This is a genomic window from Desulfosarcina alkanivorans, from assembly GCF_009688945.1.
In the GTDB taxonomy this organism is placed as follows: domain Bacteria; phylum Desulfobacterota; class Desulfobacteria; order Desulfobacterales; family Desulfosarcinaceae; genus Desulfosarcina; species Desulfosarcina alkanivorans.
Genome location: NZ_AP021874.1, coordinates 1874659 through 1888864, shown reverse-complemented (window position 1 = coordinate 1888864; position 14206 = coordinate 1874659). Strand labels below are relative to the sequence as shown.

Annotated in this window: 14 protein-coding genes; 12 read left to right on the top strand and 2 right to left on the bottom strand. The window is 61.8% G+C overall.

The annotated features are described in order from the left end of the window. The first annotated feature begins 224 nt into the window (after positions 1-224). The 10 genes from DSCA_RS08350 (at position 225) to DSCA_RS08305 (ending at position 11359) form a co-directional block, all read left to right on the top strand. A complete protein-coding gene (locus DSCA_RS08350) occupies positions 225-872 on the top strand; it encodes a class II aldolase/adducin family protein (RefSeq protein ID WP_155315994.1) in 648 nt (215 codons plus the stop codon). Between the two features lie 247 nt (positions 873-1119). Then, positions 1120-1500 (top strand): ArsR/SmtB family transcription factor, encoded by a 381-nt coding sequence (locus DSCA_RS08345; RefSeq protein ID WP_155315993.1) that lies wholly within the window; start codon positions 1120-1122, stop codon positions 1498-1500. Positions 1501-1692: 192 nt separating this feature from the next. Next, complete coding sequence (locus DSCA_RS08340) at positions 1693-2838, top strand: SO_0444 family Cu/Zn efflux transporter (RefSeq protein WP_155315992.1); 1146 nt, start codon at positions 1693-1695, stop codon at positions 2836-2838. Between the two features lie 213 nt (positions 2839-3051). Further along, positions 3052-3288 (top strand): FeoA family protein, encoded by a 237-nt coding sequence (locus DSCA_RS08335; protein WP_155315991.1) that lies wholly within the window; start codon positions 3052-3054, stop codon positions 3286-3288. A 2-nt stretch (positions 3289-3290) separates the two neighbouring features. After that, entirely contained in the window at positions 3291-5498 is a 2208-nt protein-coding gene (gene feoB / locus DSCA_RS08330; RefSeq protein WP_155315990.1) for a ferrous iron transport protein B, read from the top strand. A gap of 147 nt (positions 5499-5645) precedes the next feature. Next, the gene (locus DSCA_RS08325) at positions 5646-5849 is read left to right on the top strand and encodes a FeoB-associated Cys-rich membrane protein (protein ID WP_155315989.1); all 204 of its coding nucleotides are present in this window, start codon (positions 5646-5648) and stop codon (positions 5847-5849) included. A 197-nt stretch (positions 5850-6046) separates the two neighbouring features. Then, positions 6047-7057, top strand: coding sequence for a TAXI family TRAP transporter solute-binding subunit (locus DSCA_RS08320; RefSeq protein WP_155315988.1), 1011 nt, complete (start codon positions 6047-6049; stop codon positions 7055-7057). A 21-nt stretch (positions 7058-7078) separates the two neighbouring features. Further along, positions 7079-8368 (top strand): ExeA family protein, encoded by a 1290-nt coding sequence (locus tag DSCA_RS08315; protein ID WP_155315987.1) that lies wholly within the window; start codon positions 7079-7081, stop codon positions 8366-8368. Positions 8369-8552: 184 nt separating this feature from the next. Further along, positions 8553-9635: a 3-isopropylmalate dehydrogenase gene (gene leuB / locus DSCA_RS08310; protein WP_155315986.1), complete on the top strand. Its 1083-nt coding sequence runs from the start codon at positions 8553-8555 to the stop codon at positions 9633-9635. Positions 9636-9847: 212 nt separating this feature from the next. After that, positions 9848-11359, top strand: coding sequence for an ATP-binding cassette domain-containing protein (locus tag DSCA_RS08305; RefSeq protein WP_155315985.1), 1512 nt, complete (start codon positions 9848-9850; stop codon positions 11357-11359). Between the two features lie 108 nt (positions 11360-11467). On the opposite strand, the gene DSCA_RS08300 is transcribed toward DSCA_RS08305, so the two are convergent. Together DSCA_RS08300 and ndk are read right to left on the bottom strand one after the other, a co-directional pair. Then, entirely contained in the window at positions 11468-12229 is a 762-nt protein-coding gene (locus DSCA_RS08300; protein ID WP_155315984.1) for an RNA methyltransferase, read from the bottom strand. Continuing rightward, the gene (ndk, locus tag DSCA_RS08295) at positions 12226-12645 is read right to left on the bottom strand and encodes a nucleoside-diphosphate kinase (protein ID WP_155315983.1); all 420 of its coding nucleotides are present in this window, start codon (positions 12643-12645) and stop codon (positions 12226-12228) included. Before ndk ends, DSCA_RS08300 begins: the two co-directional genes overlap by 4 nt. A 373-nt stretch (positions 12646-13018) precedes the next feature. Here ndk and DSCA_RS08290 point away from each other — a divergent pair, with 373 nt between their 5' ends. Both DSCA_RS08290 and DSCA_RS08285 read left to right on the top strand, forming a co-directional pair. Then, the gene (locus DSCA_RS08290; protein WP_155315982.1) at positions 13019-13513 is read left to right on the top strand and encodes an FmdB family zinc ribbon protein; all 495 of its coding nucleotides are present in this window, start codon (positions 13019-13021) and stop codon (positions 13511-13513) included. A gap of 44 nt (positions 13514-13557) precedes the next feature. Beyond that, entirely contained in the window at positions 13558-14088 is a 531-nt protein-coding gene (locus DSCA_RS08285) for an O-acetyl-ADP-ribose deacetylase (RefSeq protein ID WP_155315981.1), read from the top strand. Positions 14089-14206 lie beyond the last annotated feature (118 nt).

Below are 14206 nucleotides of genomic sequence, written 5' to 3'. Positions count from 1 at the left end.
CCGTGAGTGCAATATAAGGCGCGTGCGTGAGGGTCGGCAGACGCATATGGCTCCGGACCATGATCTTTTCCGGCCGGCCCGCTTTACGATTGACGCCGTTTAAACGATTGGTTATTCCTGTGCGGGAAAAAAACGCGCGTCCGCCGAGTCCGTTTGCCCACGGATTGTTCGAGTGCACGGGCACCCAGAGACACTGACCCGCGATCTTCCATGAAGGAGAAACGATGGACCCCTACCTGCAACCCCGCAAGGACATCATCGATTGCTGCCGGTGGCTTTGCCAACACGGCTACTTCGGCTCCCTGCTCAGCGCGGGCGGGAACGTGTCCGTGCGCATCCCCGGCGAACCGGTGCTGGTGATCACCCCGTCGGGCAAGCCCTACATGAACCTGGTTCCCGAGGAAATCTGCGTGCTGGATTTCGACCTGAATTCCATTGCCGGCGACCTGAAGCCCTCCATGGAGACGGCCATGCACGCCGGCATCTACCGGAGCCGGCCGGACGTGGGCGCCGTAGTCCACACCCACCAGGCCTGCGCCAGCATCTTCGCCCTGATCAACCGGCCCATCCCGGCCCTGTTCGACGAGGTGGCCCTGGCCATCGGCGAGACCGTTGCGGTGGTGCCCTACGCCTTTTCCGGCACCCCGGAACTGGCCGAAAACGTCCGGCGGACCGTGGCCAACGGGTGCGACTGCTTTGTTCTGCAGAACCACGGGGCGCTGAACCTGGGAAGGACGCTGGATCAGGCGTGGAAAAATGCCGAACTGCTGGAGAAGACGGCCCAGGTCTACCACCATGCCCTGGCCACCGGCGCACCGGTGACGACGCTGCCGGCCGAGACCATCGAGCGGGTGAGAGCACTGCGCAAATAAAACCCCGCATTGCCGCGCCGGAATCCGATGTTGCCTCCGGGCGGATGCCGGTGCCGGGCAAGGGCCTCGCCCATCTGTAAGACGACAATTTACAAGCCCACAATCCCTGAACTCAGGTCTGCCAATCCCCTTTTTCTGCCACCCCTTTCGATAAAAAATGGCAAAACGAACGCCGGTTGCTTGACAAGGCCCCGGTTGTTTTTATATTTGAGCATGTATTCATATATTATTGTCCCAGGAGGGCGATGTGGTTAAAAAAAATACCCTTACCACCTGTACCGAGGAGGTCTGCGATGTACGTGTGGTGCACCTCGAGCGGGTGGCCCGGGCCAGGGCAGAGGCCATCGGTGAGGCGGACCTGGAGCGGCTGGCCCTGACCTACAAGATCATGGGGGATCCCACGCGGCTCAGGATCATCCTGGCCCTGCGCGGCGGGGAGATGTGCGTGTGCGACATCGCCGCCTACCTGGGCTTGAGCGAATCGGCGGTCTCCCACCAGCTCAGGCGCCTGCGGGAGCTTTCGCTGGTCAGCCCCCGGCGCGACGGGCAGATCCTGTACTACTCGCTGGACGACGCCCACGTGATGGATCTGGTTCGTGTGGGGCTTGACCACATCGGGGAATCGTAAGCGTTCACAGGGTGCCGTAGGATGCTGCGTTACCGGGCATTTGAAGTACGGATAGTACGTCTGCATGCCCGTCGCCTTGCATCTACGGCACCCTGTAAACGCTTACTGTTCGGTGTTTTCAATAAATTGATCTTTTCAACTCCGTGAACGGTTACGATTTTATCGATGGCCAAACAATAGGAGCGGTAGCCAATGAACCTGGTGCTCGATATTTTGCTTCAGTCCTGGAACCTCCTGCTGGAATCGTCGGTCTTCATCCTTTTCGGACTGCTGGTCAGCGGGCTGCTGCGCGTATTCCTCAACCCCGGGGCCGTCTCGCGGCACCTGGGACAGGGGCGCTTCAAATCGGTGTTCAAGGCCTCGCTGATGGGCATTCCCATCCCGCTGTGCTCCTGCGGGGTGCTGCCGGCGGCCGCGGCGCTGAAAAAGCAGGGGGCCAACAACGGGGCCGTGACCTCGTTTCTGATCTCGACCCCGGAATCGGGCGTGGACTCCATCGCCATCACCTACGCCCTGATGGACCCCATCATGACCGTGGTGCGGCCGGTGGCGGCTTTCGTCACCGCCTTTGCCGCCGGCATTTCAGAGAACCTGCTGGGCAGGCCGGACACCAGCCGCCCCATCGTCCCGGACCTCTCCTGCCCGGTGGACGGCTGCTGCGACGGGCAGAACTGCCGGCCGGAGGTGCACCGCAATCACCACAGTTTCACTGAAAAGATACAGGCGGGCTTCCGGTTTGCCTTCACCGATGTGTGGGGCGATCTGGCGGTGTGGTTTCTGTTCGGGCTGCTGCTGTCGGGCATCATCACGGTGATGATCCCCGAATCGGTTTTCAGCCGTTTCATGGGCGGCGGATTCGGGTCCATGCTGATCATGCTGGGGGTCGGCATTCCCATCTACATCTGCGCCACGGCCTCCACGCCCATTGCGGCCACCCTGATCCTGCAGGGGGTCAGCCCCGGTGCAGCCCTGGTGTTCCTGATGACCGGACCGGCCACCAACGTCACCTCCCTGACCGTGCTCACCAGAGTGCTGGGCAGGCGGGCCACGGGCATCTACCTGGCGGCCATCGCTCTTTGTGCGGTGGGTTTCGGCCTGCTGGTGGACTGGATTTACAGTGCCCTGGGCATCTCGGCCAGGGCCATGGTGGGGCAGGCCGGCGAAGCCATCCCGCATGCCGTCGGGCTGGCCGGCGCGGTGCTCATCCTGATCCTTTCGGTACAGCCGGTGTGGCGCTTTGTGCGCAGCTGTCTGGTCAAAACGGAAACTCCGGCGGCGTCCCTGACGACGGAAACCAACAACGTCATCACCCCGGATCATTGTGCCGGCAGTACATGAGGGTGCCGGCACTGACCCGTGGGTCGGAAGGTGGAAGGTGGAAGGTGGAAGGTGGAAGGTGGAATTCCGGATCGAAGGCCCAGCTTGCCGCCTTGATCGGTTTTCACGGATCCCGTACCTGTGGTCCGAATTTTTCTATTGACACCTTGTAAAGTTTGGCATACCTAAAAATTTACGAACCGTGAAATATTTTAGGGATTTTGTGGAGTTCCAATGAAAAGAATCAATGTTCGCAACATGCAGATCAATCAGGAAGGAACCATCGCCAGCGTCAAGGTCGGCGGTGAACTGGGCCGCCGGATCCGGGACATGGGGCTGGTGCCGGGCGCTGAAATCAGAATCCAGGGCCGGGCACCGCTATACGACCCGGTGGCCCTGCGCGTCAAAGGCTTTACCCTGACGCTTCGCAACAACGAAGCCGATCATATCGAAGTCGAGGTCAACGGATAACAATGGACATTTGTGTTGCACTGGGTGGTAATCCCAACGCCGGGAAAACCACCCTTTTTAACGCCCTGACCGGTTCACGGCAGCACGTGGGCAACTATCCCGGCGTCACCGTGGACCGCAAGGAGGGCAGCTACCGGCAAAATGGCCACGACATGCACATCGTGGATCTGCCCGGAACCTATTCCCTCACCGCCTACAGCGTGGAGGAGGTGGTGGCCCGGGACTTCCTGGTCAACGAATGCCCCCGTGTGACCGTCAACATCGTGGACGCGTCCAACCTGGAGCGCAACCTTTACCTGACGATCCAGTTCCTCGAACTGGGCATCCCCACCTGCGTGGCCCTGAACATGATCGATGTGGCCAGGGGCCGGGGCATCGAGATCGACGACAAGAAACTTTCCCGGCTGCTCGGCGTGCCGGTGGTGCCCATCGTGGCCCGTAGCGGGTTTGGTAAAAAAAACCTGATGGACGCCGTGCAAACGGTGGCCGAGGCGCCCCGCCCCGACCCCCTGCGCGTCTCCTATGGCCGGGATCTTGAAACCGCCATCCAGGAGATGGAAAAGCTCATTACCGAAAGCAATTTTCTCACGGGCCTGTACCCGTCGCGCTGGATCGCCATCAAGTACCTGGAAAACGACGCCCAGATTCTCGAAAAAGGGCGGGAGGCGGACCCGGACCTGGCCGACCGGCTGGAGGCCGTCACCCGGGAGGTGGGGGCGCATATCGAAGAGACCCTGGAGACCTACCCGGAGGCCATGATCGCCGACCACCGCTACGGGTTTATCAGTTCCATGCTCAAACAGGGCGTGGTCCGGGAACGCCATGACAAGAACCGGCTGTTTCTGTCCGACCGCATCGACAAGGTGCTGGTGAACCGTTTCGCCGGTCCCATTCTCATGCTGCTGGTGCTCATGGGCCTCTACCAGTTCGTGTTCACCTACAGCGAGGTGCCGGTGGGATGGTGCGAGGCTTTTTTTGAATGGCTCGGAGACGGCGTGTCCGGCCTGCTGCCCGACGGCCTGATCAAGTCCCTGGTCGTTTCCGGCGTCATCGACGGGGTGGGCGGTGTGCTCGGCTTCGTGCCGCTGATCCTGTTCATGTTCTTCGGCATCGCCATTCTCGAGGATTCGGGGTACCTGGCCCGGGTGGCGTTCATGCTCGATCGGGTGTTCCAGGTTTTCGGGCTGCACGGCAGTTCGGTGATGGCCTACATCGTTTCCGGCGGCATTGCCGGCGGCTGTGCGGTGCCCGGCGTGATGGCCACCCGGACCCTGCGGTCACCCAAAGAACGCATCGCCACCCTGCTGACCGCCCCGTTCATGAACTGCGGGGCCAAGCTGCCCGTCTTCGCCCTGCTCATCGCCGCGTTTTTCCCCGACAGCCGGGCCCGAATGATGTTCATCCTCACCCTGATCTCCTGGGCCGGCGCCCTGCTGGCGGCCAAGTTCCTGCGTCTGACCGTGGTCAAGGGGGCGTCCACGCCGTTTGTCATGGAACTGCCCCCCTATCGCCTGCCGACTTTCCGGGGGTTGATGATCCACACCTGGGAACGAACCTGGCAATATATCAAGAAGGCCGGGACCGTGATTCTGGGAATCAGCGTTCTGCTGTGGGCGGCCATGACCTTTCCCCGCCTGCCGGATTCACAGATCGACACCTATGACGCCCTGCGCAGCGACATCGTGTCCTCGGCGGCACTGCCGGCGGCCGAAGAACTCGAGAGGTCAACCGGAGGGCAGCCCCTCTCCGCCGCGGCCGGGGAATTGAAGGCCGCCCTGGTGGCCGTCGATGCCCGGCAGGCCCATGCCGCCCTGCGCCATTCCCTGGCCGGCCGCATCGGAACCGGCGTCGAAACAGTTACCCGCTGGGCCGGTTTTGACTGGCGCACCAACATTGCCCTGCTGGGCGGGTTCGCCGCCAAGGAGGTGATCGTCTCGACCCTGGGAACGGCCTATTCGCTGGGGGCGGTGGATGCAGAGGCCGCCGATTCCCTGGCCGGCAGGCTGGCCGTGGAGCCGGGCTGGCGCGTTCTTACCGCCTGGAGCCTGATGATTTTTATCATGTTCTACGCCCCCTGTTTTGTCACGGTGGTCTGTATCGCCCGGGAGTCGTCGTGGAAATGGGGCGTATTTTCAATGGTCTTCAACACCTCTCTGGCCTTTTTGATGGCCGTGGCCATTTACCAGATCGGCAGCGCGCTCGGATACTGACGCGGCAGCTGCGATACACCTCCCGTTTTTCAGGCCGGACTTGATCCGGCGCACGGGACATAACGAATCAAACTGCTGTCAGCCTCCGGCCCGAAGACCCGGAACCGGAACAGTTGACGCTTCGCAAGCTCGTCAGGGGCAGGAACCATGGAAACCACCATCGTCATTTTGATCGTCGTCACTGCCGCCGTTTACGTGGGGCGACTTTTTTACCGGGACTTCAAACAGAAGGACGGGTGCACCTGCGGATGTACCGGGTGCAGCCTTTCCGATTCATGCAGCGACCCGGCGGCCGTCAACGCCCGCCAGGCCATGGATGACCAGGCCGGCCGGGAAGATCCGCGGCCCTGAATCGACCGCCCGCCCGCTTGCCGGCCCCGGTGCCGGAGCGCCTGTTTTGGTGTTGACTCCGGTTTTGGACTCTTCTATCATAACCAATCCGAATCCCAGCTGAACCCAGTCCGTTCGGTGCCTGCGCCACCGGGACAACCTGGTCGTGACAGGAGATCCTTCCACCGGCAATGAAACCCCGGTAACGAGGCAGGTCGATGAATAAACACACATTCATAGCGGCGTGGGTGATAATCGTGATGCTGCCGGCCTGCGCCATGCCCGCGGCGGCCGCCGAGGACGGACGGGGCTTTCTGGGCATCATTACCGGCGACGTGAAAAGCACTGCCCACCAGATCGGTATGGATTTAAAGACTCTGGTCCAGCGGAGCCGCGTTCACCTGTCCGTTTTCAATTCAAGCGGATCCGTCGAAAACATCTACGCCGTATACCAGCGCCCCGGCAATCACCTGGGCCTGGTGCAGTCCGACGTGCTGGCCTTTGTGGCCAAGGTCAGGAGTGACCCGCGGCTCAAACTGATCGCTGATAAAATCAAGTGGGTGTTCCCCCTGTACGACCAGGAGGTCCACATCCTGGGCACCACGGCGATCCACAGATTCAGCGACCTGCAGGGCAAGCGGGTGGCCATCGGCCATGTGGAGAGCGGCACCTATCTGACCAGCCGGCTGCTTTTCGAGATCTCGGGGGTTCTGCCCCGCCAGATGATTGCCATTGGCCATGCCCCGGCGATGGCAGCACTCCAGTCGGGCAGCATCGATGCCATGATCATCGTCGACGGCGCTCCGGTGGAGCGGCTGGCGCTGGATGTATCGGCGGCAGACGGTCTGCACCTGGTTTCCCTGACCGACGACGGCATCCGCGCATTTTACCCGGCATCCCGGATTCCCTCCGGTACCTACCCCTGGCAGGCGGCCGACGTGGATACGGTGTCGGTCAAGGCCGTCCTGGTCGCCTATGATTTCCGCAACCACCACTGCAATACCATCGGGAATGTCGCCCGGCTGATGAGTGACAATCTGGAGTGGCTGCGATTCAACGGCCACCCCAAATGGAAAACGGTGGACCTGGATGAAACGGTGAAGGGGTGGGAACAGTATAAATGCGTTAAGTCATACACGCCGTCCGCCACGGCCGACGAATCCGAATCCGCGCCCGAGAGAAAGTTCAATCCGGTGGCCGATGCCATCGCAGCGGTGTTTCGCCCCTGAACCGCCGAAACGGAACCGACCATGTACGAAGAATTCTACGGCCTGAAGAAAAAACCCTTCCAGATCACCACGGATCCCAGTTTCCTGTGGATGGGACCCAAGCACCGCGAGGCCCTTTCCACCCTTAAATACGGGGTGATGGACAACAAGGGGTTCTTGCTGTTGACCGGCGATGTCGGCACCGGCAAGACCACCTTGATCAACCGGCTCGTTGAAGACATCCAGGACAAGGCCTACACGGCGAAAATTCCCGACCCGGGGCTCAGCAAATACGACTTTTACCGCATGGTCTCCCGATATTTCGGGCTTCCCATCGAAGTGAGAACCAAGAGCGATTTCCTGGAGCCGTTCAGCCGTTTTCTCAACGATGCCCACAAAGAAAAAAAATCGGTTCTGCTGCTCATCGACGAAGCCCAGCGGCTCAAGCACGACCTCATGGAGGAGATCCGGCTGCTGTCCAACCTCGAGCGGCAGGATGCCAAACTGCTCAATATCTTTTTCGTGGGGCAGAATGAATTCAACAGCATTCTCCTGCAGCCGGAAAACCGGGCCCTGATGCGCCGCATCACCATTACCTACAACCTGGATCCGCTGGACCCGTCCGAAACCAGCGCCTATATCCGCCACCGCCTCAAGACTGCGGGCGCCGGATACGAAATATTCTCCAGCGCGGCCATGGAAGAAGTCTACGAATTCTCCAGCGGATTTCCCAGGCAGATCAACATCATCTGCGATCTGGCCATGTTTTTTGCCTACCAGGTGACCCGCCGGACCATCAGCCGAAAGATTGTCAGCCAGTGCCGTGAACGCATATCCTTCACTGTTGACGAGCCGCCTGCGGAGACGGAAAACAATATCCGCGCACCGGCACCCAGGAAACCCTACCGGCCGATCCAGAAAGAGCGCTGGCAAGGGTTTGACGCCAAACCCATCCTGGCTGCCGTGGCGGCCATGCTGGCGCTGGGCACCGGCTTCTATATGGCACCGGATCGGTGGAAAGACATGGCCGCCACATGGGTCCGCGATACCTACCTCACCTATTTTCCCGTCTCCGCCCCGGCCGTCGAGGAGACCCCGGACCCGGAGGACATTGCCGATGCGGCGACTGCCGCCCCGGCCGCCGACCTGATGCTGCGCATGCCCCCCCGGCCGCCGGACCTGACCTTCCCGGCGGCCGCCCCGGCCGTACCCGCGACCGCCGCCCCGGTGCCGCCGGCCACCGTTGTGACGGCTTCTTCACAGGAACCGCCCGATCCGGCCGATGCCATCGACTGGCTTTTGAAAAAACGGCGCCAGCAATCCGCCCAATAGCGTCTGATGGGTTCCGTCGGTTTCCATTCGCCGGCCTTCGCCGGCAGACGGAGCGGCCGTCTTTCCGGATCCGAATCGCCTGCACGCTGACCGGCTGGTGTCTCCCGGTGGTTGACAAACCGGGGGCAACCTTTTATGATCGCCGCCGCTTACTAACATTTTAAATGAATCTGGATGGTTGCAAATGTTTAAAATCGCAGTTCTGGCTGGAGACGGCATTGGCCCGGAAGTCATGGCGCAGGCCCTGAAGGTGCTTGAGGCGGTTCAGGAGAAGTTTGACTGTCAACTGGCAACCACCCCCGCCGATGTCGGCGGTATCGCCATCGACCGGCACGGTCAGGCGCTTCCCGATGACACCCTGCGATTGTGCGAGGCCAGCGACGCCATCCTCTTCGGCTCCGTCGGCGGGCCCAAGTGGGAAGGCCTGCCGCCGGCGCAGCAGCCCGAGCGCGGCGCCCTTTTGCCCCTGCGCAAGCATTTCAACCTGTTCTGCAACCTTCGCCCGGCAAAGGTATTTCCTGCCCTGGCCGCTGCCAGCCCCCTGCATCCGGACATTGTACGGGACGGCTTCGACCTCCTGTGTGTCCGGGAACTGACCGGCGACATTTATTTCGGTCAGCCCAAGGGACGGGAGGGCAGCGGGCCCGACGAGCGCGCCTTCGACACCATGGTTTACACCCGTCGTGAGATCGAACGCATCGCACGGGCCGCTTTCGATGCGGCCCGGCTGAGAAGCAGGCGGGTGGCCTCGGTGGACAAGGCCAACGTTCTCACCACCATGGTGCTGTGGCGCGAAGTGGTGGTCGAAACGGCCAGGGACTACCCCGATGTGAGCCTGAGCCACATTTACGTGGACAACGCGACCATGCAGCTGGTCAAAGATCCCCACCAGTTCGACGTGCTGCTGTGCGGCAATATGTTCGGGGACATTATCTCCGACGAGTGCGCCATGATTACCGGTTCCATGGGGCTGCTTCCCTCGGCCAGCATCAGTGAAAGCGGCTTCGGCCTTTACGAGCCGGCCGGCGGCAGCGCCCCGGATATCGCCGGCAAGGGCATTGCCAATCCCATCGCCCAGATTCTTTCCGCCGCCATGATGCTGCGTTACAGCCTGAATCGGGCCGATGCGGCCAATGCGGTTGAATCGGCCGTGGCCCGGGTGCTGGAAGCGGGCATCCGGACGCCCGACATCGCCGCCGGCGGCCCGGCGGTGGGCACGCGGGACGTGGGAGACGCCGTGGTCCGGTACTTACGCGACGACCATTGATAAAATAGCCGAATTCAACATTCCAAACCTAATAATCTTGTAGCGAGGACATTCCAGTTATCAAAACTGGAACAATCACAATCACAGTCAACTGTTGGATTGTATCTTATTTGAGATTTGGGTGTTGCAATTTGGAATTTTTTTGAGATTTGCAGCTTGTTATTTTAAGGATTACTTGCACGTTGTCCTCTCCGGTTTATCCGGGTTAGGTTATGACCACACCGCTGATCACCGTCGATGGTATCGCCGTCAGGCTCCGGGATCGCTGGCTGCTCGACGGTTCGTCGTGGCGCATCAACGCCGGCGAGCAGTGGGTGGTCACCGGCCCCAACGGGGCGGGCAAGACCACCCTGGCCAAGGCCGTCGCCGGCCTCCTGCCGGTCGTTCAGGGAAACATTTGCTACCATGCCTTTGACGGCATCCCTCCCGTCGACGCCATCGCCTATGTGGCCAGTGACGCCCGTCGGGACATCTGGCGCCGTGAAAGCGTTCTCGACCACGCGAGAGGCTTCGCCGGCCGGTTCGGTGACGCCACCACCGTCCGCGAACTGATCGGCCCCCAGGCTGGCGACTGCATCCCCCCGGCTGACATGGCGGATCGGCTGGCCGACGTTGCCGGGCGGCTGGGGCTGGCCCCCCTGATGGACAAACCGGTTCTGGCCGTTTCCACCGGTGAGATGAGCCGGGTGCTGGTTGCCCGTGCACTGATGCGGCGGCCCAGGATGCTGATTCTCGATGAGCCCTATGAGGGCCTGGACCGTTGGGGCCGGAAGGATCTCAGGGACATGCTCGACGGGCTGGCGATCGCTGGCCTGCCCATGATCCTGGTCACCCACCGGCACGAGGAGGTGCCCGCCGCCTGCACCCACCTGCTGACTGTCGAGCAGGGGCGGATTGCCTCTGCCGGGCCGGTGGCGCGGCCCCTTCATGCCGCCGTCCCCACGGCAGCCGGCCTGTCGGCCGACGGGGCGCCGGACCGCCCGATCCGATGCCGGGCGCATCCCGGGGAGCACAGACCGCTTTCATCCGAAACCCTGATCGATATGCAGGCGGTGACCGTTCGCTACGGTGAAACCACGGTGCTGGACCGTTTGACCTGGGTCGTGAAGGCCGGGCAGCATTGGGCGGTTACCGGCCCCAACGGCGCCGGGAAATCCACGATTCTCAAATTGATCACCGGCGAATGCCTGCAGGTGTACGGCAACCGGATCCGCCTGTTCGGCCGGGGTCGAGGCACCGACCAGTCCTTGTGGGAGATCCGGGAACGGCTCGGCGTGGTGAGCCACGACCTGGCCGCCGGGTACCAGAAGCGGATGTCGGTCCTGGATGTGGTCTGTTCCGGATTTTTCGATTCGGTGGGGCTTTATCGGCACCCTGATTCCGGGCAGATCGAAACCGCCCGGGGGTGGCTGGCGCAGGTGGGGATTTCATCCCTCGGCCACGCCCCCTTCAACCAACTCTCCCAGGGGCAGCGCCAGCTGGTCCTGATTCTCCGGGCCGTGGTGAAATCTCCACAGCTCCTGATCCTGGACGAGCCCTGTGCCGGTCTGGACGCGGAAAACCGACGCCGGGTGCTGGATCTGGTGACGCACATCGCCGCCAGGGGGGCCACCGGCCTGATCTTCGTCTCCCACCACAAAAAAGAAATACCCGCCTGTACGACCCACCGTTTGTATCTGGAGCATGGAATCGTTGTTGGCTGTGGGGGTGTCTGGAAGGAATAGCCGGTATCTTTTTACGGTTTGCCGTTGCCGGTTACCGGTTCACAGTTCCCGCCGATTTCCCTTAACTGTGAACCGGTAACGGTAAACCGTAAACGATCGCAAGACCCTTCAGTCCTTGCCGCCGTCTTTCAGGCCGTCGGCATAGCGCCGGTCCCCGTAGCGATGGATCTGCCGGCAGATTCCGCGGATGATGGCGGTTTCACCGGCTCGCAGCGAGAGCCGGGCCAGGAACCGGCGGATGCGGGTCATCCAGTAGTCGGGGTTGTCCGGCCGCACGTATCCGATGTGAACCAGGGCCGCCGTGAGCTCGTCGTACATCTGGTCCAGTTCGATGCGCTTGGCCAGGCGGGGGGCAAAGGCCGGCGGATCGCTCAGGGCGGCGGTGGAGAGGCAGTAGCAGACCACCATGACCGCCTGGGCCAGGTTCAGTGAGGTAAACGCCACCGTGGGGATGTTGACCAGTTGATGGCAGTGTTTCAGGTCGTCGTTGGTGAGTCCGCGGTCTTCGGGGCCGAAAAGGATGGCCACCGGGTTGTTTCTGGAAAGGGGAATGAGCTTTTCTGCCAGGGCTTCAGGGGATTTGAGCACCGGGCGCTGCCCACCCAGCCGGGCGGTGGTGCCGACCACGTGGCCAAATGGCGCCAGGGCCTCGTCCAGGGAATCGAAACGCCGGATCCGGTCCACGACCGTTCCTGCGGTGTGGGTCGACAGACGGCGGATCCGCTCTTCGTCCCAGCGCTCCGGGGCCACCACGATCAGGCGGGTGAACCCCATGTTGCACATGGCCCGTGCCGCGGACCCGATATTTTCCGGATACCGGGGCCGCTGCAGGACGATGGTGATGTTCTCGCGGGTGATACCGACGGTCATCGGGCGTTGATTTCAAAGGCATTGAAGAAGTAGCCGATCTCAAAGGCCGCGGTTTCCGGGGCGTCGGAGCCATGGACCACGTTTTTTTCGATGTCGGTGGCAAAATCACGCCGGATGGTGCCCTCGGCGGCCTCCTTGTAATTGGTGGCGCCCATGAGCTCCCGGTAGCGGGCTATGGCGTTTTCTCCCTCAAGGACCATGACCACCGCCGGTCCGGAAGACATGAAGTCGGTCAGGCTGCCGAAAAAGGGGCGTTCGCGATGCACGGCGTAAAAGCCTTCGGCCTGGGCCTTGGTCATGTGGATCATTTTCATGGCCACGACCTTGAGCGCATTGGCCTCCAGCCGTTTGACCACTTCGCCGATAACCCCCTTGGCCACGCCGTCCGGCTTGACGATTGATAATGTTCTTTCCATGTTCGGTTTCCTTTCATCGGGTTTCGGGACCCGTCAGCCCTGGTCGGCCCCATTGTGTTGGTCTGATCAGCGAACCGGCATCCGGTGCCAGCTCGTGCCAGCCGCTTTTTCCCGCCGGTTCCGGTTCGACGCTGCCATAGCAGAAGGCCGGTATCAAGTCAACCGGTTCCCACCGGTGGGCCATCAATAGCCGGCGGCGGTTCAACAACCTGATTTCCTGAAATTTATTTAATCCTCAACGGCGTGCCGACATCGGTTTCGGAACCGTTGACATCATGGGGCGGGCGTCCTATTATTCGGATCATGACGTCGCTACCCTTTCCATGCATTAACAAGCCGTTAGCATCCAAGCAGAGCCGATTGTGGAGAAACCATGCCCATCTATGAATTTTATTGCCCGGACTGCAACACCCTGTTCAATTTTTTTTCCAGAACCATCAACACATCCAAAAAACCCAAATGTCCGGCGTGCAGAACCCGCACGCTGGAGCGGCAGATGTCCGCCTTTGCCTTCACCGGCCGGGCCCGGGAGGCCGGTGAGGGGGACGACCTGCCCGTTGACGAGGGGAAAATGGAAAAAGCCATGCAGATGCTGGCCGGGGAAGCGGACCGGATCAACGAGGACGATCCGCGCCAGGCGGCCAATATCATGCGCAAACTCACCGACATGACCGGCATGGAACTGGGCGCCGGGATGGAAGAAGCCCTGCGGCGAATGGAGCGCGGTGAGGACCCGGAGCAGGTGGAGGCAGAGATGGGGGACTTGCTGGAAGGGGAGGATCCGTTCCTGTTTCCCGAGAAAAAAGGCCGCGCCGGCGTCGCCGCCCGGCCGGCGCCCCGGCGCGATGAGACCCTCTACGACCTGTAAGCCGAGATTATTACCCAACAAACCCAACAAACCCAATGAACCCAATGAACCCGGCAAACTTGAAAGACCGACTGGAAGCCAGGCAGGGAGATATCACCGGCCTGAGTGTGGATGCCATCGTCAATGCCGCCAACACATCGCTGCTGGGCGGCGGCGGTGTGGACGGGGCGATTCATCGGGCCGCGGGGCCCGAGCTGCTGGCCGAATGCCGGACCCTCGGCGGCTGTCCCACCGGGGAAGCCCGCCTCACCCGGGGCTACCGGCTGCCGGCCGGCCGGGTGATCCACACGGTTGGCCCGGTATACCGGGGCCGGCCGGAAGACAGCCGCCTGCTGGCCTCCTGCTATGCCTGCAGCCTGACCCTGGCCAGGGATCACGGACTCAGGACCCTGGCGTTTCCCGCTATCAGCTGCGGTGTCTATGGCTACCCCATTGACGAGGCCTGCAAAATTGCCGTGGACGTCTGCGCCGGGTTCCTGGAAGCCCATGAGGTGCCGGAAAAGGTTATTTTTATGCTGTTCTCGGCGGCGCACCTGGACGTCTACACCCGTTGCCTGACGGCCAGGGTGGGGTAGGGCCTGCCCGCGTCCCCGGTCGATAGCAGCTTCCTCCCCAATGCTTTTCTCCCGGAAACCGGATGAAATCGGAACGGTTATATTCCTGACCGATAGCATCTGGAATTAAGATTGACAA

Bases quoted from the DNA above. Each gene is read 5' to 3' on its own strand.
- leuB (WP_155315986.1), top strand. From the start codon at position 8,553: ATGTTTAAAATCGCAGTTCTGGCTGGAGACGGCATTGGCCCGGAAGTC.
- DSCA_RS08285 (WP_155315981.1), top strand. From the start codon at position 13,558: ATGAACCCGGCAAACTTGAAAGACCGACTGGAAGCCAGGCAGGGAGAT.
- DSCA_RS08320 (WP_155315988.1), top strand. From the start codon at position 6,047: ATGAATAAACACACATTCATAGCGGCGTGGGTGATAATCGTGATGCTG.
- DSCA_RS08305 (WP_155315985.1), top strand. From the start codon at position 9,848: ATGACCACACCGCTGATCACCGTCGATGGTATCGCCGTCAGGCTCCGG.
- ndk (WP_155315983.1), bottom strand. From the start codon at position 12,645: ATGGAAAGAACATTATCAATCGTCAAGCCGGACGGCGTGGCCAAGGGG.
- DSCA_RS08335 (WP_155315991.1), top strand. From the start codon at position 3,052: ATGAAAAGAATCAATGTTCGCAACATGCAGATCAATCAGGAAGGAACC.
- DSCA_RS08340 (WP_155315992.1), top strand. From the start codon at position 1,693: ATGAACCTGGTGCTCGATATTTTGCTTCAGTCCTGGAACCTCCTGCTG.
- DSCA_RS08315 (WP_155315987.1), top strand. From the start codon at position 7,079: ATGTACGAAGAATTCTACGGCCTGAAGAAAAAACCCTTCCAGATCACC.
- DSCA_RS08350 (WP_155315994.1), top strand. From the start codon at position 225: ATGGACCCCTACCTGCAACCCCGCAAGGACATCATCGATTGCTGCCGG.
- DSCA_RS08300 (WP_155315984.1), bottom strand. From the start codon at position 12,229: ATGACCGTCGGTATCACCCGCGAGAACATCACCATCGTCCTGCAGCGG.
- DSCA_RS08290 (WP_155315982.1), top strand. From the start codon at position 13,019: ATGCCCATCTATGAATTTTATTGCCCGGACTGCAACACCCTGTTCAAT.
- DSCA_RS08325 (WP_155315989.1), top strand. From the start codon at position 5,646: ATGGAAACCACCATCGTCATTTTGATCGTCGTCACTGCCGCCGTTTAC.
- feoB (WP_155315990.1), top strand. From the start codon at position 3,291: ATGGACATTTGTGTTGCACTGGGTGGTAATCCCAACGCCGGGAAAACC.